Origin of the sequence: Polyangium jinanense, from assembly GCF_028435265.1 — a bacterium.
GTDB classification, from domain to species: Bacteria; Myxococcota_A; Polyangia; order Polyangiales; family Polyangiaceae; genus Polyangium; species Polyangium jinanense.
Genome location: NZ_JAGTJK010000024.1, coordinates 16158 through 35778 on the forward strand (window position 1 = coordinate 16158; position 19621 = coordinate 35778).

At 68.4% G+C, this 19621-nt stretch carries 14 protein-coding genes; 5 read left to right on the forward strand and 9 right to left on the reverse strand.

Features of this window, described 5'->3' with window-relative positions; all coding sequences use genetic code 11:
* Positions 1 to 115: 115 nt before the first annotated feature.
* On the reverse strand, positions 116 to 1546 hold the full coding sequence (locus tag KEG38_RS32860; protein ID WP_272424017.1) for a carotenoid oxygenase family protein: 1431 nt from the start codon (positions 1544 to 1546) through the stop codon (positions 116 to 118).
* A 161-nt stretch (positions 1547 to 1707) separates the two neighbouring features.
* Here KEG38_RS32860 and KEG38_RS32865 point away from each other — a divergent pair, with 161 nt between their 5' ends.
* Together KEG38_RS32865 and KEG38_RS32870 are read left to right on the forward strand one after the other, a co-directional pair.
* Positions 1708 to 3027 carry an AAA family ATPase gene (locus tag KEG38_RS32865; protein ID WP_272424019.1) on the forward strand — a complete coding sequence of 440 codons (1320 nt, stop codon included), beginning with the start codon at positions 1708 to 1710 and terminating at the stop codon, positions 3025 to 3027.
* Positions 3028 to 3086: 59 nt separating this feature from the next.
* Positions 3087 to 4289, forward strand: coding sequence for a vWA domain-containing protein (locus KEG38_RS32870; protein WP_272424021.1), 1203 nt, complete (start codon positions 3087 to 3089; stop codon positions 4287 to 4289).
* Positions 4290 to 4722: 433 nt separating this feature from the next.
* On the opposite strand, the gene KEG38_RS32875 is transcribed toward KEG38_RS32870, so the two are convergent.
* Positions 4723 to 5514 (reverse strand): VOC family protein, encoded by a 792-nt coding sequence (locus tag KEG38_RS32875; RefSeq protein ID WP_272424022.1) that lies wholly within the window; start codon positions 5512 to 5514, stop codon positions 4723 to 4725.
* Between the two features lie 508 nt (positions 5515 to 6022).
* Here KEG38_RS32875 and KEG38_RS32880 point away from each other — a divergent pair.
* Positions 6023 to 6952, forward strand: a complete 930-nt coding sequence (locus tag KEG38_RS32880) for an MBL fold metallo-hydrolase (RefSeq protein WP_272424024.1) — start codon at positions 6023 to 6025, stop codon at positions 6950 to 6952.
* A gap of 3 nt (positions 6953 to 6955) precedes the next feature.
* Here KEG38_RS32880 and KEG38_RS32885 read toward each other — a convergent pair whose 3' ends face one another.
* Genes KEG38_RS32885 through KEG38_RS32905 form a run of 5 tightly spaced genes read right to left on the reverse strand, consistent with a single transcriptional unit; the run spans position 6956 to position 10082 of the window.
* Positions 6956 to 7399, reverse strand: coding sequence for an AtaL-like protein (locus KEG38_RS32885; protein ID WP_272424025.1), 444 nt, complete (start codon positions 7397 to 7399; stop codon positions 6956 to 6958).
* Positions 7400 to 7454: 55 nt separating this feature from the next.
* Positions 7455 to 8072 (reverse strand): thiamine phosphate synthase, encoded by a 618-nt coding sequence (locus KEG38_RS32890; protein ID WP_272424027.1) that lies wholly within the window; start codon positions 8070 to 8072, stop codon positions 7455 to 7457.
* A 15-nt stretch (positions 8073 to 8087) separates the two neighbouring features.
* Positions 8088 to 8873 (reverse strand): thiazole synthase, encoded by a 786-nt coding sequence (locus tag KEG38_RS32895; RefSeq protein ID WP_272424028.1) that lies wholly within the window; start codon positions 8871 to 8873, stop codon positions 8088 to 8090.
* A 2-nt stretch (positions 8874 to 8875) separates the two neighbouring features.
* Positions 8876 to 9073, reverse strand: a complete 198-nt coding sequence (thiS, locus tag KEG38_RS32900) for a sulfur carrier protein ThiS (protein WP_272424029.1) — start codon at positions 9071 to 9073, stop codon at positions 8876 to 8878.
* On the reverse strand, positions 9051 to 10082 hold the full coding sequence (locus KEG38_RS32905) for an FAD-dependent oxidoreductase (RefSeq protein WP_272424031.1): 1032 nt from the start codon (positions 10080 to 10082) through the stop codon (positions 9051 to 9053). The genes thiS and KEG38_RS32905 overlap by 23 nt, the downstream gene beginning before the upstream one ends.
* A gap of 105 nt (positions 10083 to 10187) precedes the next feature.
* Here KEG38_RS32905 and KEG38_RS32910 point away from each other — a divergent pair, with 105 nt between their 5' ends.
* Complete coding sequence (locus KEG38_RS32910; protein WP_272424032.1) at positions 10188 to 11087, forward strand: penicillin-binding transpeptidase domain-containing protein; 900 nt, start codon at positions 10188 to 10190, stop codon at positions 11085 to 11087.
* Between the two features lie 375 nt (positions 11088 to 11462).
* Here KEG38_RS32910 and KEG38_RS32915 read toward each other — a convergent pair whose 3' ends face one another.
* Positions 11463 to 12719 carry a cytochrome P450 gene (locus KEG38_RS32915; RefSeq protein WP_272424033.1) on the reverse strand — a complete coding sequence of 419 codons (1257 nt, stop codon included), beginning with the start codon at positions 12717 to 12719 and terminating at the stop codon, positions 11463 to 11465.
* A 151-nt stretch (positions 12720 to 12870) separates the two neighbouring features.
* On the opposite strand from KEG38_RS32915, the gene KEG38_RS32920 reads away from it, so the two are divergent.
* Positions 12871 to 14472: a right-handed parallel beta-helix repeat-containing protein gene (locus KEG38_RS32920; protein WP_272424034.1), complete on the forward strand. Its 1602-nt coding sequence runs from the start codon at positions 12871 to 12873 to the stop codon at positions 14470 to 14472.
* Here the strand turns inward: KEG38_RS32920 and KEG38_RS32925 are convergent, their stop codons facing one another.
* The gene (locus KEG38_RS32925; protein WP_272424035.1) at positions 14473 to 19437 is read right to left on the reverse strand and encodes a metallophosphoesterase; all 4965 of its coding nucleotides are present in this window, start codon (positions 19435 to 19437) and stop codon (positions 14473 to 14475) included.
* Positions 19438 to 19621 lie beyond the last annotated feature (184 nt).

Genomic DNA, 19621 nt, shown 5'->3' on the forward strand with positions numbered 1-19621 from the left:
TGTCCGAGAAACCGCGCATCGCGCGGTTTCTCGGCCCTCGGTCCAGGCCGTGCCTGGTCCGGGGTGCAGGGGGCGGACAGCCCCCTGCTGGGGTGCGGGGCAAAGCCCCGCGGCGTTACGCTCGAATCTCCGATCCGGGCACCCACCACGCGTGATACCCGGTCGGTACGCGTTGCGGGAGTTTTACCCGCGCGAGAGGCGCCCTCGTGACGTCCTTCGCGTCGAGTACATACGCCTCGCTCTCGCCACTCGCCTCGTCGACGACGAACGTCACGAGATAACCGTCGTCCTCGCCGACCGAGCCCACGCGCGGCGCGAACACGACCTCGCTGCCGAAGCGGCCCGCCGGATACGAATGCGCGGCGCTCGTCCCCGCCTCGTAATCGTACTTGACCACGCCGTCGAAGAGCAGCGTCGGCGAAGACGCGTGGAGCCGCGGGTTGTAGCTATATCGCGTCTTCCGGCCGAGCGCGCGGTTATCCATCCGCGGGAACTCGGTGAGCACGTCGTCGAGGCGCGACTCCTTCACGCCCCCCGTCTTCGTATCGAGCTCCCATCGATACAGGTTCGGCTCGAGCCGCAAGAACCCGATCGTCGGCACCTCGCGCGCGGGATTTTGCGGATCCCCGACGACGGGCGCGTCGATCTTGCACCCGACGAGCACGATCCGATCTCCCTCCTCCCATGCATTGATGGTGTGGTACATGTAAAACGGCTCGGTCTCGAACCAGCGAATCTGCGACCCCGGCGCATGGCGCGGGAGCAAGCCGATCCGCGCCGGTTTGTCACGAAAATATTTGACCTTCGTCTTGCCGACGGCGAGGAGCGCCGGGTCCCATTGCATCGACATGTCGAAGAAGAGGGTGAAACGCTCGGTGATCGCGAGATCGTGCTGGAGGCGCGGGCCGGGCAGATCGATCTCAGTCCTGTGCACGAGCGCGCCCGAGGGCGAGACGACGGCGTACGTGAGGTACGGCGGGTACGGCTTGTAATCGAACAGCATCATCTCGCCCGTGACCGCGTCGACCTTCGGGTGCGCCGAGATCGTCGGCATCCTGTCGCCCCACGTCTCGGTGCCGCAGGTCTCGAGCGAAAGCGGATTCACGACATAGGCCGCGCCTCCAAGCCACCAGAGCGAATACAGCCGGCCCCCGTGAAACACGAGGTCGGTGTTCGAGGTGTCCTTGAAGGGCCCGCGTGGATTCGTGAAATCGGGCCGCTCGGTGACGCCCGTCCAGAGCGACGCGCCCGCCTTCTCTTCTTCGAGGAACGCCCATGTGCGCACCCAGCGGTTCGCATACCTCGCGCGCCCATCCTCGAACTGGAGCGCGTGGATCATGCCGTCGCCGTCGAACCAGTGATAACGCCCCTTCTGCCGGAATCGCGGGTTCGAGCCGTTGCGCACGAACACGCCCGCGAGGTCTTTCGGAATCTCGCCGATCACGGGCAGATCGTGCGTCGTGATCTCGCGATCGATGGGCGCATAGTTGCCCGAAAGATAAGGCGGCGCGGGGCTCTCGGCGCTCGAAGTCATGGACATCGTCATGGCTCTCTCCGGCGTGGACGGGGCGGCTCGCGCGCCCCCCGTGCGCGAGCCCGGGAGGATAAGGAACCACGTTTCGGTGCGCAAGGGCCGATGTCCCAGGGAAACGAGCTCTCGCAAGGGACGTGGCGGCGGCCCGCGCACGTGCTAGCCGAAAGCATCCCGTGGCCAAGCCTTCTCCCACTCCCGTCCTCGAAAGCCGCACCGCGCACATCCCCGTCGGCCCCCGGCTCGAAGCCGTGCTCGAGCTCGCCTATCGAGCGCGCCGCCCCGTGCTGCTCGAAGGGCCGACCGGCATCGGCAAGAGCGACATCGTCAAGAAGCTCGCCGATCGCCTCGGTATCGCCCACGTGGTGCTCGACCTGTCACTGCTCGAGCCGCCGGACCTCGTGGGCCTGCCCGTCATTCAGGACGGCCGCACGCGTTACGCCGTGCCCGACATCCTGCCGCAAGACGGCGCAGGCATCCTGATGCTCGAGGAGCTGAACCGCGCCGAGCGTTACATCCAGCAGCCGGCGCTGCAGCTCCTCAGCGCGCGGCGCCTGCACGGATACGAGCTGCCTCCGGGCTGGGCCTGCTTCGCCGCCGTCAACCCCGAAAGCGAAGGCTATCACGTGACGCCGCTCGACAAGGCGCTCCGGGCCCGCTTTCTGAGCCTGCCCGTGCGCGCCGATCGCCCGAGCTGGCTCGCGTGGGCGCAGGTGAACGACGTGCACCCCGGCGTCATCGCGATCGCGCAGGCGCACGAGCGCGTGCTCGACGACGTGCCGCCGCGGACCTGGACGTACGTCTCGCACCTGCTCAAGACGCTGCGCCCCGAGGAAATCGAGAACGTGGGCCTCCTGCGCGACGCGCTCTCGGGGTATTTGCCGACGTCGTGGCTCGAGCTCGTCGTTTCGAGCCGCGGCGTGTGGTCGAGCCGCCTGCCCTTCGACGTGCGCGCGCTGCTCGCCGACTACGATCGCCGCGCCGATCTCTCGCGCGCCGTGCGGGGTTTTGCGGAGGCCGGACAAACCGATCGGCTCGACGAGATCACGACGCGCCTCGTGCGCCTGCTCGAAGGGCCCGAAGCCGGCGTGCTCGCCGGCGAGCGTCAAATCACGCTCGCCTCGTTCGAGGCGCTGCTCGCGGATCTGCCCGGCGATCAGCGGGACAAACTCGTGGAGGCGCTCGGGCGAAACCCCACGGCGACCTCGCTCATCGACGTGCGCCCCGAGGAGCTCTGCGAGCGTTACGCGAATAGCCCCGCGCAACGCAAGCTCCAGGGCTGGGCTGCCGATCCTTTGAAGCAGCACCGCGTGGGGCTCTCCGTGACGGCGCTCTCGTCGCACCTCGAACGACAAACCAAGCTCGCGGAGGTCAAGCGCAGCAACGTCGTCCGCGCGAGCCTCGGCGTGCTGCTCGCAGAGCTGCCCGAGCGCTGGGCGCTCGATCTCGTGGCGACGTGCAAACGCCTCGGCATCACCCCCATCCGCCCCGGTTGACGTTCAAACGATGGTGGCTACGCTCGGACGAGCCGAGCTCCGCCCCCAAACCCCCCGTCATGGTCGATCCCGTCCGCGCCTTCCTCGACGATTTCGTACGGACGAGCGATTTCGCGCGGCGATACCCATATTACGCGGCCGTCCTCGCGAAAATGGTGCCCGTCGCCGATCCGTCGGTGAAGCGGATGGCCGTCTCGCTCCACGAAGGTCGGTTTTTCCTGCACGTGAACGTGGACTCGTTCCTGCGCGAGCCGCAATGGCTGCGCGGGGTGCTCCTGCACGAGGTGCATCACGTGGTCCTCGGGCACCTCTCGCACCCCAAATTCGCGGATCCCGCCGAGCCGGAGCTCCTCGATCTCGCGCTCGAAATGAGCGCGAACGAGTTCATCGAGGAGCCGTTGCCCGACCCGATCACGTGGCAAAAATACACGTCGTTCGGCATTCGTGCGGGCCAGAGCAGCCTGGAGCGCTACGAAAAACTGCTCGAAGCGGCGCGGGCTGGTAAATTCACGGCCAAGCACGCGCCGGGCGGCGAGACGGTCGACGAGCACAAGCTGCTCCGGCGCGCGGCAGGCGCGCCCGGCTCGGTGGAACAAGCCCGGATGCTCGTGGCGCGGGCGATGGACACCGCGGGAGACGTGGGGCCGGAGGGGCCGCCCGAGCGCAGGCTGCTCGCGGGAAAGGAGCCGGGGCGGCTGCTCGCGGAGCTCGACGGCGTGCTCGGGCCGCCCGAATGTTACGTCGACTGGAAAACGGCACTGCGCATGTTCACGTCGCGAAGGCGCACGCCCGTGGGCACATTCGCGCGGCCGAGCCGGCGTTTTCCCACGCGAATCGGCGAGGTCCCGGGGCGCGCGTGGTCGCCGCGGGCCATGGCGCGGCCGCGCGTACTCGTGACGATCGATACGTCGATGAGCATGACGGACGCCGAGCTCGCCGAGATCGGAAAACAGCTCGCGCTGCTCGCCGAGGAGGCCCGGATCACGGTGGTCGAATGCGATTGCGAGATCCAGCGCGTCTACCCGTTCACCGGCGTGCTCACCGACGTGCAGGGTCGCGGCGGTACGGATCTCCGAAAGGTTTTCGCCGAGAGTTTTTGGCGCACACACACGCCCGACGGAATCGTGTATTTCACCGACGGCGAAGGCCCGTTCCCCGAGGAGCCGCCGCCCATCCCCACGCTCTGGATCCTCACGAAGCCGCAGAATTTTGCGTGCCCCTGGGGCGAACGCGCAATCCTGGAGCGCCGTCGCGCGCGCTGACAGGGTGCCGACATGGGAGCCTTCGACGAAGTCCTCGCAAGGGTGTCTTGCCCTGCGTGCGTCATGAATGCAAACCGCTGCGCCGGGGCGCTGCCCCGGGCCCCGCGGGGGCTGTTCGCCCCTCGACCCGAACCAGGGCAAGCCCTGGACTCGGGGTGGAAGAACTGCGCGATGCGCAGTTCTTCCAACAGGCCGGTGGCAAGACCAGGAAGGTGCGTTGCACGCTGGCGACGGGCACGTTGCCAGTTGAATCGTCAGCGCCGCGGTCTTGGTGGGCAGGGTCGTCGCTGGTCTTGACCTGGCCCATTCGATGAACTGCGCATCGCGCAGTTCATCGACCAAGGGTCCAGCGCTTGCGCTGGTCCGGGTCCCGGGGCGGATAGCCCCGGGTGGGGCCTGGGGCAACGCCCCAGCGAAGCGGCCTCAAATGGAATCAGGCGGCCATTGCGGCGGCGGAGAGCTTGATGATGGAGAAGGTTGCGCCGTAGGGGTCCGCGACCACGGCGATGCGGCCGTAGGGCGAATCGAAGGGCCCGTGCATCACCTTGCCGCCGAGCGCCTCGATCTTCTTACACGCGTCCTCGGCGCTATCTACGGCGAAGTAGGGCATCCAGTGCGGCGGGATCGAGGCATCCCACTGCTCGTTCATTTGCATGATACCGGAGACGGCCTTCTCGCCCTTGTGGAGCGTGTAGTACGTCATGCCGGGCATCTCCATCGGCATCTTCCGGGCCTCGACGTCGAGTACCTTGCTGTAGAACGCCGCGGCCTTCTCGCTCTCGCGCGTGGCGACCTCGCACCAGGTCATCGCGCCGTGCTCGTCGATGACCTGCGCGCCCTTGTGCAAGCGGCCCTGCCAGAAGCCAAAGGTCGCGCCCGTCGGGTCGACGCAAACGCACATCCGGCCCTGATCCATCACGTCCATCGGCGGCATCACCAGCTGGCCGCCGAACTCGCGGATCTTGGCGGCCGTGGCGTCGACGTCCGTGCTGTCGAAATAGACGCTCCACGCCGTGGGGTAGGGCGCGTCTTCGGGACGCTTGCCCATGCCGGCGGCATTACGGCCGTTCTTCTGGCACATCGTATAATAGCCCATCTCGGGCTTGCCCTGGATGAACGTCCATCCGAAGAGCTCCCCGTAAAACTTCTGCGCCCCCGCGAGGTCCGGCGTCATGAGGTCGAACCACGTGGGTGTACCAGCGTCGTGTCCGTCGACGTTGCTCATCGTCTCTTTCCTCCCTACCTGCGTTTTCGTGTTCGAGGACGGAAGACCCACCCCCGCGCGCACCAGGGTATGCCTTACACGAGCCGTCCGGGACGCGTCAACGAGAAAGCAGCGCGTGTTTGCCCGAGGGTTTGTCGGAGTCATTCCGTTGGCACTGTGCCAGTTGGCCGGGGCGCTGTGCCGGGGCGCTGCCCCGGACCCCGCGGGGGCTATTCGCCCCTCGACCCGAACCAGGGCAAGCCCTGGACCTCAGGGGGAAGAACTGCGCGATGCGCAGTTCTTCCCGCAGGCCGGTGGCAAGACCAGGGACAGCGTTGCCAGTCATGGCGGTCTTGGTTGGCAGGGTCGTACCTGGTCTTGCCTCGACCTGTTCGATGAACTGCGCATCGCGCAGTTCATCGACCCTGGGTCCAGCGCTTGCGCTGGTCCGGGTCCAGGGGCGGATAGCCCCTGGTGGGGTCTGGGGCAACGCCCCAGCGCAGCGGCCCAGGTCTGCTAAGCTCGACACATGAGCTCCTCGCGCCTCGTCACGATCGACTGCGATTACCTAGGGCCCGACATCGCCGCCGCGTATCTCCGTGTGGAGGGCGACGAAGCGGCGTTCGTGGAGACGAACACCACGCATGCGGTTCCCCGGCTGCTTGCGGCGCTCGATCGTGAGGGGATTGCGCGGGAGGCTGTGCGGTGGGTCATCGTCACGCACGTCCACCTCGACCATGCTGGGGGCGCTTCGGCGTTGCTCGCTGCGCTGCCGAATGCGACTGTGCTCGCGCATCCGCGGGCGGCGCGCCACCTCGTCGATCCGTCGAAGCTCGTCAAGAGCGCCGAGGCTGTTTACGGCGCTGCGCGGTTTGCCGAGCTTTACGGGACGATCTTGCCGATCGATGCGGCGCGCGTGCGGTCGCTCGAGGACCGCGAGACCGCCCCGCTTGGCGGTGCGACGCTCACGTTCGTGCATACGCGCGGGCATGCGAACCACCATTTCGTCGTGCTCGATCCGGCCCGGGAGACCGTGTTCACCGGGGATACGTTTGGCCTCGTTTATCCGCGGCTCCAGCGCGGCCGCCGCCTCGCTTTCCCGTCCACGAGCCCGACCGATTTCGACGCGGAGACGGCGCACGCGAGCATCGAGGTGGTCCGGACGTCGGGGGCGCGGCGCGTGGCGCTCACGCATTTTGGCGAGATCGAGGACCTCGACGTGGTGGCCGCGCAGCTTCATCGGTGGATTGACCTCTCCGCTTCGCTCGTCGATGCGGCCGTGTCGCTCGCGCCGACCGAGGCCGAGGCCATGATTCGTGGGGCGCTCGACAAGGAAATGGAGCGCGCGGCCGAGGAGGCGGGGCTCTCGCTCGACGCCGAGGACCGCGCGCATCTGGAGCTGGATCTGGCGCTCAACGCGCAGGGGCTCGCGTACGTCGCGTCGAAGCGGCGCGGGTGAACCTCAGCGCCGCGGAATCGTCCCTTCGGAGACCATCCGCCGCACCGTCGCGAGCGTCGCCGCCACGGCTTTCCGATACACGGGCTCGAGCTCCCGCGCTTTGGCCTCGTCCTCGTCGGGCACGCCGAACACGAAGCGGAGCACGAGCGAGCCGTCGGGCTGCTCGTCGATCACGTTGTCGACCCACCCCGGCGCCCCGGCGACCCGCTCGAAATGCACGCGCGTCTCGGGCTCGAATGTCACGCGCTCTCGGATGGGCTGACCGCCGAATTCGATCTCGCGCAGAAGCCAGCCGTCGCCCTTCTCCAGGACGTCGCATCGTGTCATTCCCGGCACGAACGGCAGCGCGTTCTCCGCCTTCATTTCGAGCCCCCGCCACACCTCGGCCCGCGAAAGCGGAAGCGCGCCCGGCCCGTTCACCGTGACCTCGTAACCCAGCTTCTTCATGATCGGCTCCTCTTGCCGCCAGCGTAGCGCGGAGCCGCGTCGTGGAGAACGTCCGTCATTCCGGGGCGCGTGGCCACGTCGCCCGCGCGTCGAGCCAGGCCTTGCAGCGGGCCTCGGGATCCGGATTCGAAAGGACGTCCGAGATGACCGCGATCGAATCCGCGCCCGCCCGCGCCACGCCCTCGGCGCGCTCCAGCGTGATTCCTCCGATCGCGACGAGCGGCCGCCGCGCGATGCGCTTCCATTCGCCGATCCGATCGAGCCCTTGCGGGGCCCAGGGCATCACCTTGAGTGTCGTCGGATACACCGGGCCGAGGGCCACGTAATCGGGATCGGGCGCGAGCGCTGTATCGAGCTCCTCGTGGCTGTGCGTCGAGACGCCGAGCTTGAGGCCCGCCCGCCGGATCGCCGCGACGTCGGCCTCCGCGAGATCCTCCTGCCCGAGGTGCACCCATTCCGCGCCGAGATCGATCGCGTCCTGCCAGAAATCGTTCACCACGAGCGTCGCCCCGCGCGCCCGGCACTTTTCGATGGACGCCGCGATCTCCGCCCGCCGCGCTGCTGGTTCGAGCCCCTTCATGCGGAGCTGTACGAATTGCAAACCCAGCGGGAGCAGGCGATCGAGCCACCGGGCGCTGTCGACGATCAGGTAAAATCGATCCAGCACGAGCATCGTCCGCTCCTCGAATCAGCCTGCGAAAGGTGAAAACGGCGCGCCGAACGTCGGCGTCGACGCGGTGGCGAGGTCCGTGGGCTCCATGAGCCCCGCCTCGTGCGCCCTTCGCCCCGCGCGAATGGCCTCGGCGAACGCCTCCGCCATGGCCGACGGATCTCCCGCGGTCGCGACGGCCGTGTTGATCAGAATGGCGTCGTATCCCATTTCCATCGCCGCCGCCGCGTGGCTCGGCGCGCCGATGCCCGCGTCCACGACCAGCGTGATCCCCGGGAAATGTTTTCGGAGCAGCCGGAGCGCGTAGGGATTGTTGAGCCCCCGGCCCGTCCCGATCGGCGCGCCCCACGGCATGAGCACGCGGCAGCCCGCCTCGACGAGTTTCTCGGCGAGCACGAGATCATCCGTCATGTAAGGAAAAACCTCGAAGCCCTCCGCGACGAGCGCGCGTGTCGCCTCCACGAGCGCGAAGGGATCGGGCTGGAGCGTCACGTCGTCGCCGATGACCTCGAGCTTGATCCACGGCGTCCCGAAGACCTCGCGCGCCATCCGCGCCGTGGTCACGGCTTCCCGCACGGAATGGCAGCCGGCCGTGTTCGGTAAGACCGTCACGGAGAGCGCCTTCACGAGCTCCCAGAAGGCCTGACCCGCCTTCGCGCCGGCCGCGGATTCACGCCGCAAAGACACGGTCACGATCTGCGTGCCCGAGCGCGCCACCGCCTGGCCGAGCGCCTCGGGCGAGGGATATCGCGCCGTCCCGAGGAGGAGCCTGCTTTCGAACGTGCGCCCATAAAAATCGACCATGCTCATCCTCCCTGCATGGGCCGGAGCACCTCGACGGCGTCGCCCTCGGCGAGCTTCGTCTCGGCCCGGAGGGCGCGCGGCACGAACTCGCCATTGAGCGCGGTCGCGACCACCGAGACGTCGAACCCTCGGTCCTCGATCAGCGCAGCGAGATCCTTCGTCGTCGTATCGATCTGTTCACCATTCAGCCGGATCCGCATGCATGACCTCGTTCGTGGGGACCTTTCCGAGGAGAACGTCGACGATCCGCGCGGCGAGCGCCGGCGCGAGGAGCCAGCCGTGGCGATACAATCCATTCACGGCGATCGTGCGCCCGGAGATCTCGATCCGCGGCGCGTTGTCGGGGAAGGCGGGCCGGAGCCCCGCGTTGAGCTCCAGGATCTCCGCCTCGGCGAACGCGGGGTGGAGCGCATACGCCTGCGTGAGGAGCTCGCCGGCCGAGCGCAACGTGACGCGTGTCTCCGCGCTCGGATCGGGCGATTCCGATTCGATCGTCGTCGCCCCGATCATGAAGACGCCGCCCTCACGCGGCACCACGTACAGCGGATGGCGGTGGTGGAGCAGGCGCACGGGCCGCGCGAGCGAAACGTCCCGGCTCCGGACGAGGGCCATTTCCCCTTTGACGCCGCGCAACGTGGGAAACCTGTCGCGGGCGCCGAGGCCCCGCGCGTCGACGATACGGTCGGCGTTCAAGGAATCGGGATCTCCGGAGAAACCGAATTCGATCGGCACGCCGGCCTCGCGGAGCCACGTCTGCAGCGCTCGAAGCGTGCGCCGCGGGTCGAGGTGCCCTTCGTGCGGGAAAAAGAGCCCGCGCCGGTAGCGGCCGGCGAGGGCGGGCTCGAGCGCGCCGAGAGCCTCTTCGTCGAGGCTCCGGTGATTGTGGGTCAGCCGCTCGAATCGGGTGAGCACGCCCGGTTCGCGAGGGGGGGCAACGACCAGGGTTCCGTTCGTCTCGACGCCCGGGACGAGCGACGGCCAGAGCGCGAGCGACCGCCGGCCGAGGGCGACCACGAGCGGCTCGGCGATCTCTGCCTCGCAGTCGGGCGCGAGCATGCCGCCGGAGCGCCACGCGGCGCTCGCCGTGATATCGGCGGCGCGCTCGTGGACCACGACCCGGAGCCCTGCGCGCACGAGCGTGACGGCGGCGACGAGCCCCATCACGCCGGCGCCCAGCACGGCGACGTCGAGCCGTCCGGAATCGACCATCGGGCTTCTCCTAGCCGCGACGGTCGCTTCGTGTCAACCATCGATGCGCGCCGCGAAAAGTGCCCCGGCCGGAAATGCGTCGGTCGGCGGGGGCGTTCGCGCGTCATGACCACACGCATGCGTCCCCTCGCCACCGCCGCGCGCCTCCTCGCCGCGCCTTTGCTCCTCCTCGCCGCGGGCTGCACGCAGGGCGCGGCGGCCACGATCCCGGACCCCGGCGTGCCCCGGACCCCCAAGGCGGCCGCGTCCCGGTTTTCCGGGCTCGTCGGCTGCTTCACCATGGTCGAGGTCGGCACGGGCGCGACGGTCGAGTACGGCGGCGACGAGTGCGACGTGCGCACGACGCCCGCCTCGACGTTCAAGATCCCGAACGCGCTCATCGCGGTCGACACGGGCGTGGTGCAGGACGAGACCACGGTGTTTCGCTGGGACGGCAAGGAGCGATGGCGCGCCACGTGGAACCGCGATCATTCGCTCGCCACCGCGATGTGGCACTCGACGGTCTGGTATTTCCAGCGCATCGCCGAGCAGGTCGGCGAGCCGCGATATCGCGCCTATCTCTCGGCGTTTCGATACGGCAATGCCGATCCCTCGGGCGACGTGACCATGTTCTGGTTGAACGACACGCTCACGATCTCGCCCCGCGAAGAACGCCGTTTCCTCGCCGCTCTCTACGAAAACAAGCTGCCCGTCTCGCCACGCGCCACGACCGTCGTGAAGAAGACCCTCGAATTGCGCGGCGACGCCGTAGAGCACGTGCGCGACCGGCTTCCGTTCATCGATCAGATTCCTGCGAGCGTGGTGTTCAGCGGGAAGACGGGCAGCGCAGTGCCGGAGGGCCAGCGAGGGCCGCTCTCCATGGTCGGGTGGTTCGTCGGCGCGCTGGAGAAGGAAGGTCGCACCTGGGTGTTCGCGTGCCGCATTCGATCAAACGACGAGACGAAGATCGGCCCCGAGGCCGCGAAGATCACCTACGACATCCTGAAGGGCGAAGGGATGCTCTGACGAACGCGGTCATCCGGGAATGGGTCTCATGTGGGAGGCGCTGCGCTGGGGCTTTGCCCCAGGCCCCACCGGGGCTATCCGCCCCTGGACCTGGACCAGCGCAAGCGCTGGACCCGGGGTCGATGAACTGCGCGATGCGCAGTTCATCGAACAGGCCAGGCAAGACAGCAGCGCTGACGATTCAACGGCAACGTCCCCGTCGCCAGCATGGAACGCACCTTCATGGTCTTGCCACCGGCCTGTGGGAAGAACTGCGCATCGCGCAGTTCTTCCCCAAATGGTCCAGGGCTTGCCCTGGTTCGGGTCGAGGGGCGAACAGCCCCCGCGGGGTCCGGGGCAGCGCCCCGGCGCGACGCCTCGCGATGAGACCAATGCTCAGTCCCAGGCGAGCTCCAGCGATTCGAGGCGGCGGGCGGTGGCGCTCGGGAAATAGGTGAGCTTCTGGCCCGGGACGAGGCGCAGGCCTGGCAGGCGCTGGGTCAAGACCTCCAGCGCGATGCGGCCTTCCAGGCGCGCGAGCGGCGCGCCGATGCAATAATGAATTCCGTGTCCGAATGCGAGGTTCGGCGCCGTTCGGCGGAGGTCGAACCGGAGCGGTTCCTCGAAGCGCGCTTCGTCGTGGTTCGCCGAGATGTACGCGATCTGCAGGCGCTCGCCTTTTTTGATGTGCGCGCCGCCGATCTCTACGTCCTCGAGCGCGGTGCGGTACATCGCGTGAATGGGGGAGGCCGTGCGCAGGACCTCCTCAACGATGGAGGGGATGATGCCCGGGTCCTTCCGTGCCGCGGCGAAGAGCTCTGGATCACGTGCGAGCTCGAGCGCCGCGGCCGCGATGAGGCCGGCTGTGGTCTCGTAGCCGGCGAAGAGAATCTGCAGGAGCATGTTGACGAGCTCGGCCACGCCGAACGGCGGATCCAGGGCCGCGGCGCCGGTGACGATATCGGAGAGTGCGTCGTCGCGGGGGTTTTTCCGACGGTCCTCGATCGCGTCGGCCAGGTAATGCTGGAAGGCGACGAACCCCTTCGCATGCTCGAGGAGCGACGGGAGCGGATCCTGTCCGGCGAAGATTGCGGTGCTGTTCGTGGTCCAGCGATCGACCTGATCGAGGTGCTCGCGGGGCAGCCCGAGCAGGTCGACGATGAAGTTTCCCGGCAATGCGATCGCGAAGGCGTGCACGAGCTCGACGTGGCCTTTCGTGAGGAAATCGTCGACGAGCCTTTCGGCGATGTCGCGGAGGATCGGCTCGAATGCGGCGAGACGGCGGAGCGAGAGGGCCTTCGTGACGAGGGCGCGCCCGCGCGTGTGGATCGGGGGATCGCTGTCGACGAGGCTCGGGAGGAGCGGATACCCCTTCATGAGCTCGGCGAGGAGCTCCGGCGGGGGAGGCGCTGTGGCGGCCTTGGGCGTGATCGAATCGAGCGACGAGAACCGCGAAGCGTCTTTCGCGACCGCGCAGACGTCCTCGTACCGGGTCACGACCCAGAGTCCGAGCGAATCACTCCAGAAGACGGGCTCGTCGCGGCGCGCGCGGGCATAAAAGGGCCGCGGATCGTCGAGCATGGGCGAGGCGAGCGGGAAGTGCTCCCGGCCGCAAGCGGACCCTCCTCGGCTCGTCACACGGGATTCGGACATGAATGCCTCCGTGGCGCGCGACGTGGCGCCGCGCGCTCGTTGTACGGGGATGTACTGAACCACGAGGGAGCGACGCGCGTCCACAAAATGCGTATGCTGCGGCCTGCGTAATGCGGAAAGGCAGGGCGGTGTGATGCATCGAGGTTTCTTGGTGGCGCTCCTCGGGATCGGGCTCCTCGCGTGCTCGTCGAATGAAACGGGCGTGAGCGGAAGCGCGAGCGGAAGCGGAGGCGGCGGCGGAAGCGGCGGCGGAAGCGGCGGCGGAAGCGGCGGCGGAAGCGGAGGCGGGAGCGGCGGCGGGGGCGGAAGCGGCGGCGGAAGCGGCGGCGGCGGCGGGAGCAGCGGCGGCGCTTGTGATCCGGCGGCGGGGACCTATTTCGTCGAGAATACGGGCAACGACGACGGTCCGGGCACGTCGGCCGAGCCGTTCCGGCACATCGCCGTCGCCCTGGAGGCCGCCCAGCCGGGGGACACCGTGGTCGTCCGCCAGGGCACGTACGACGAGCGCATCACGTTCCCGCGCTCGGGCGCGCCCGGGGCGCCGATCACGGTGCGCGCGGCCTGCGGCGCGCGGCCGATCCTCGATGGAACGAACCTCATCGGTATGGGCGAGGTGGGGATGTTCAACATCGTCGATCAGGCGCACATCGTCGTCGAGGGGTTCGAGATTCGCAACCTCACGGGCGTAAATGGCAATTTCCCCGCGGGCGTCTGGGTCCGCGGCGCCGCGCACGATATCGTGATTCGCGACAACGTCATTCACGACATCCTGGCCGAGAACGGAGGCGACGGCACGGGCGCGCACGGCATCGCGGTGTACGGGACGGAGACCACGCCGGCCGAGCGAATCTCGATCCTCGGCAACGAGCTCCACGATCTCGTCCTCGGCTGGAGCGAGGCGCTCGTGGTGAACGGGAACGTGCGTGATTTCGAGGTGCGCGACAACCACGTCCACCACGTGAACAACATCGCGTTCGATTTCATCGGGTTCGAGGGCGATGTCTGCGGCTCCTGCTCTCAGGACGACGTGATCGACGCGCCCGACGTGAACCGCGTCCGCAAAGGCCTCATCGTGGGCAACCTGGCGCACGACGTCACGAGCGCCGGCAATCCCGCCTATGGCAACGAGAAGGCCGCGGGCTGCTTCTACGTGGACGGCGGGGCGGATCTCATGATCGAGCGGAACACCGCCCACGATTGTGATCTCGGCGTGGAGCTCGCGAGCGAGTGGTTCGGCAAGTCGACACGCGCCATCGTGGTGCGGAACAATTTTCTGCACGACAACGACGTCACCTGCATCGTGACCGGCGGGTACAGCAGCGGGAACGGCGGTGGGGGCGGGGCCGCGAAGAACAACGTGATCGTCAACAACACGCTGTTCAATTGCTCGCGCGACGGCTGGGCGGACGCGGCGATCCTCTTGCAGAACCGCAACGAGGGCAACGTGGTTCAGAACAACATCGTGGTCGCGACGATGGGCACGAGCGCGGTCGTCATCGCGGGCAGCGGCAACACGGGGAACGTGTTCGATTTCAACATCTACTTCAACGGGGGCCTCGACGGCGCTTCGGGCGGCGCGAATTCGCTCACTGTAGACCCGAAGCTCGTGAATCCGCTGAACGGTGATCTGCACCTCTCGCCCGACTCTCCCGCGAAAGACAAGGGGAGCGGCGCGGTCGACGTGGGCGCGATGGACATCGACGGGGAGAACAGGAAAAACGGTCCGGTCGACATCGGCGCGGACGAGCTCTGATCAGCCCCACCGCACCTCGTAATGGGCGCGGCGCTCGCCAGGTTTGTCGCCCGGCCACGTGCACCAGGGCTCCCAGATGCCCTCGTCCTTGCGCAGCGAGCGCGTGTCGACGCGCATTCGCCCGAGATCCCGCGGAATCGTGATCAGGTTGTAGAGACGCGGCACGGACGCGGGGCGATGGTCAGCGGGCGCCCCGAAGCTGCCCGCGCCGACGACGTGGATCCGCCGCGCGGGATGCAGGTATCCTACGAGATCGGCGCGGTCCTCGTGGACGTGCCCATGCAGGACGGCCCGGACGTCAGCGCGGCGCAATCGTTCAAGGAAAGCGTCGTCCGTCATCTTTTCATTGCCCGTCACCGGGTGGTGGAAGACGGCGAGCCGCAGGACGGCGGCGTTCGCGTCGAGGTCCCCGCGCCGCTGCGCCTCCTCGATCTGCCGCTCGGCCTCGGCGAGGGCACGGGAGAGCGCGCCCGGGTGAATGGCCGAGCGGCCGCGGTGGTATTCGTCGATCTCGAAGGCCGAGTTCAGCGCGACGAACTGGACCCGCTCGGCCGGGAAGAGCAGGGCGATCCCTTGCTCCTCAGGTGTGAGCGGATACTCGCGCAGGCAAAGCGGGTGGTAGAGGTGGCGGGAAAAATTGCGGAATCGATCGGGATATCGCGTTTCGTCGCGCACGAGGTAGCCGCTCTCCTGCTCGACGAAGCTGCCGGGCGCGAGGCGCTTCGGGTCGACGGCGCGCCGCTTCTTGAAATCGTAGACCTCGGTGTCCCAGTCGAGATCGTGGTTGCCGGGCACGACGATGCAGCGCTCGGCGGTGAGGTTCATCGCCTCGGCAAGGCGCGAGAGGAAATGGCGCGCGGCCTCGAGCTCGCCGGGGCTCGCGCGGTTCGAGAGGTCGCCGGAGACGACCACGAAATCGAGCTTTTCCAGGGCGAGCCCCTCCACGCGGTCGCGCAAGTCCGTGAGCAAGGGCTGGAGCAGGGTCTCGGGGTCGTCGCCCTCGTGGAGGTGCAGGTCGCTGAGGTGGAGGATTCGAATGGGCGCGGGGGGTTTGTCCGAGGTGACGCGCGCGACGGCCATGGCCATCCGCGCGGCCTCGACGCTCTCCTCGCGCCGGCGCTCGGCCTCGCGCCGCAAGGCGAAGATCGGGGCGGCGAGCGCGTCTTTCCCTTCGACCCGTGGGACGAGCGGGGTGCGGGCGTCACATTCGGGGCAGCCGATGTCGGAATGGCCGCCGACGAGGCGGCTCTTGACGGTGTCCTCGGGCAAGACGTACCCGCACGCGCAGCGCACGGAGGCGCGCTCGACGAAATGGACGCCGCGCTGCTTGAGGTGATCCTCCAGAAACCCCGCGAAAAGCCGCCGGACCTCGTCGGGCGTGTCCGGCGAAAAGGCGACTTCGAGGCCCCCGCGCGCCTTTCCGCCCGGGGCTCGGGTCATGGATAGCCGCGACAGACCTTCGCCCGGGAGGCCAAAATCGGCGCGGCCGGGGCCGAGGCGCGCGGGGCCGAAGCGCCGGCCGAGGGCGAGGGCCGTGACGGCGGAGGCATACACCTCCGAGGCGGGGCGGCTCATTTCGTACCGAATGGCGGCCGGCAAAGCGGCGGCGACGGGATCGGCCGGATCGGCGGCGGGCGCGGGGGCCGGGAAGAGGGCGGGGAAAACGAGCAATCCCTCGTGGAGGAAACACGTGCCTTGTTCGAGCAGGAGCGCGATGACGCCATCGAGGACGCCGAGCTCCTGATCCTTGCGTAATCGCTCGCCGGGCGGGATGCGCGGGAATCGCGCGGCGGGGCCGAGCAGCGTGGCGATGTCGAGCGCGGGGACGCCGTGGGGGTTGTCGCGGGCGAGCAGGATCAAGGAGCCGGCATACCGGGCGATCTGCTCGACTTCGAGGACGAGGGCGCGGGTTCCATCGGACAAACGTATGTCCGCGACGAGGCCCTGGCGGGCAAGCTGCGAGGCGACGGCGGGGATCGCGACCGCAAGCTCGGCGTCGGTCTCGTCCTGGGCCACGCTGGCCTCGAGCTCGAGCAGCGTGAGCACGGCGCGGCCGGCCTTGCGGGCGCGCTCGACATGCGCGCGAATGCGCTCGAAGAGGACGGGGCGGCTCGTCGGGCCGAGCGAGGACCAATCGATGGCGCCAAGGATCGTGCTCTTCAATTCGGAGATGCCGCGGCCCGTGCGGGCGCTCGTGGGCACGTACGCGAGGGCGCCGACGTGGGTGCGGAGGCGCTCGCTCCCGGAGCGATCCTCGGGGGCGCGCTCGGCGTCGTCGAGTTTTGTACCGACGAGCAATCGGCGAGGCGCGTCGTCGTGCTCGCCTCCGTCGCCGAGGTGATCGTTCCACGAGGCGATTTCATTCTCGGCGGCCTTGCCGCGGCCGGGCTCGAAGACGAGCAAGGCGAGGGAGGTGTCCCGCAAGAAGAGGGGATGGACGAGGCGGTATTCGTCCTGGCCGCCGAGATCCCAGACGACGAGCTCGCGGCGATGGTTTTTCGGGACAGGCATGTCGCGCGGGAGGCGCGCGTCGCGAATGGGCCAGAAGCGCATTCCATGCGTGGAAGGTTGCTCCTCGTAACGATCCTCGGCGAGGCGGAGGGCGAGGCAGCTTTTTCCGGCGCGGCCCTCGCCGAGGAGGACGACCTTGGCCGTGGTGGTGTGGAGCGTGGTGGAGGAGGGGGCGCGGCCACGGAGCGCGTCGATATCGACGTTGAAGAGGGCGAGGGCGCCGGTCGGCGAGGGAATGGTGAGCGTGGGCTCGGTGGGGGAGAAGATGGCGCCTGCGAGGTAATTCGTGGCGGATCGCAATCGCGCGACCGGCTCCCAGGTATCCGTGCGCCAGAGCAGGACGAGGCCGTCGCGGGAGCGGGAGGCGAGGAGGCGGCCGTCGTGCGAGAAGGAGAGGCTCGTGACGGCAGCGGAATGGCCTTCGAGCTTGGCGAGGAAGGCGCCATCCTGGAGGCTCCAGACCGCGATGGTGCCGTCGTCGGCGGCGGAGGCGACGTGGGGCGTGCGGGGCCGGAACGCGAAATCGAGGACGGAGCCGCGGTGGAAATGGGCGGCGCGGGTGAAGCCATTTTGCGGCAAGGTGCCCGCCGGGATCGTGGAAATGGCGACGAATCCATCGCCCTTGCCGCCGGAGAGGAGGAACTCGCCGTCGGGCGAGAAGGCGAGGGCGAGGATTCCATCGGGGCAAAAGCCGTGATCGAGGTAGCCGATGGGGAGGAGCCCGTCGGCATCGAGGAAAAGAATCTTGCCGTCGGGCATGCCCGCGGCGAGGACGTTCTCGGGCGACCAGGCGAGGCTCGTGCCGGAGATCTCGTGCAGCGTGCGGAGGCATTCGCCGTTCGAGGCATCCCAGATGGAAAGGTTCGTCCCGGCACGCGTGGCCATGCGACGCCCGTCGGGGGCGTAGCAGAGGTCCATCGCGTCGGAGCCGGCGCGCGCGAGCCAGCGATTCGATTGCGTGTCCGCGTCCCAGACGTGGATCTTGCCCCAGAATGAAATGGCGGCGAGCGTGTCGCCGAGGGGCGAGAACCGGACGCGGGCGAGCGGGCCGCGGTCGATGGGCAAGGAGCGCAGGAGGGTGAATTCGGAGGGGACATCCGCGGAAGCGGGAGCGGATGCGGGCGCGGGAGCGCGTGCGGAAGCGGAGGCGGAGGCGTGCGCGGAAGCGGGACCGAGAGCGAGGCCGCGCGTGGCTCCGGGGGCGCGCGCGGGGACGGGGGAGGGAGCGAATGCGGCGACGGAGGGGGCGATGGGCGGCGGGCGAGGGGGCGGCGGGGGAGCGGCCTCCTTCTTCGATTCGAGCGGCTCGGGCGCGGGCGATAGGACGGGTTTTGCTGCGGCCTGCGGGGCGAATTCTGCGGCGATCGGCAATTCGAGGGCTTCGTCTTCCGCGAAATCGTCGGCCTTTGCGGGAAGGGCTGTGCGCCCGTGGACGAACGTCCGTCGGAGCGATTCGTCCACGCCGAGGGGAAGCAGCGTGGGGACGGGGACGAGCATGGCCTCGTTTTGCGGCGAGGAGGCCAGGGTTCGAGGCCATAACGAGAGAACCCCCTCGCCGAATGCGTCTGCGAACGTGAGCCGACCGACCACGTATCCATCCATGGAATCGGGCGTGATCCAGCCGCCGAAGAAAGGGGCCGTGCAAAGCGGCGCATGGGGCTCGTCCAACAAAATGGGGGCTTTTCCGCGGCTGCTCCCAGCCAAGTGGACGGCAAAGCGGCCAGGCGGGGCCATCCGTGCCAGCCGGTCGCGAGCACGGGGCGAGAGTCCGGAAGGCGGGTGGTGCGTGAGCAAGATACAAGCGTCGTGGCGCTCGGACCAGGCAGGAAGGTCGCCCGCTGCCGCCTCGATCTGACGCGGATCGATGTCGAGACGCCCATAGGCGCTCGACGCGGAGAGCTCGAGGAAGGCGGTGTTGAGGCCGGCGATTCCGTAACGGTGGCCGTCTTTCGTGACCGTGGCCGCAAAATCGCCGGGAAGAAGACCCGGGCGGAGGTGGAGTTCGATGTCGCCGGGGCGCTCGTGGTGGAAGGCCTTCATCCATTGCTTGAACGGGGCGAATGCAGCCTCCACCGCGTGCCGCATCGGGTGATCGGCGTCGTCGAAGAACGCCTCGCGTGTCGCTCCTTCCCAGCTTTCCGGCTCCGGGGCGGCGCCCCTGGCGATGCGGACGAGGTCGTGGTTGCCGGGCACCGCGAGCAGGGCAGGGCGTGCGCCGAGCCGGGCGAGAAAGTCTTGAAGCGAGGCGAGCCCCTCCGTGACGAGGTCGTACTCGCTCTCCGTGCCACTCGTCGCGAGGTCGCCGGTGACGAGGATGAGGTCGAGGGAGCCTGCGCGGGCGTGGAGCTGCGCAAGGTCCCGCTCGATCTCCTCGCGGAAGCGGGGCCTTTGCCACAGCGTGCCGTGGGTTCGGACGTGCAGGTCCGTGAGGTGCAGCCAGCCGAGTCCGGCCATGTAGGGGGCTCCCGGGGGGTGTCGACCGGCGCCCATCGTATCCCCCGGCCCTCGCGTCCGGCAACGACGGCGGGGGGGGCGTGGGTTGGTTTGTCTTGATGAACTGATGGGTAAACCACGTACCTATACGAATGTTGTGAATGTTTCTTTGTTCATGTTGTGTTTGGTTTGAAACATGTTGCTA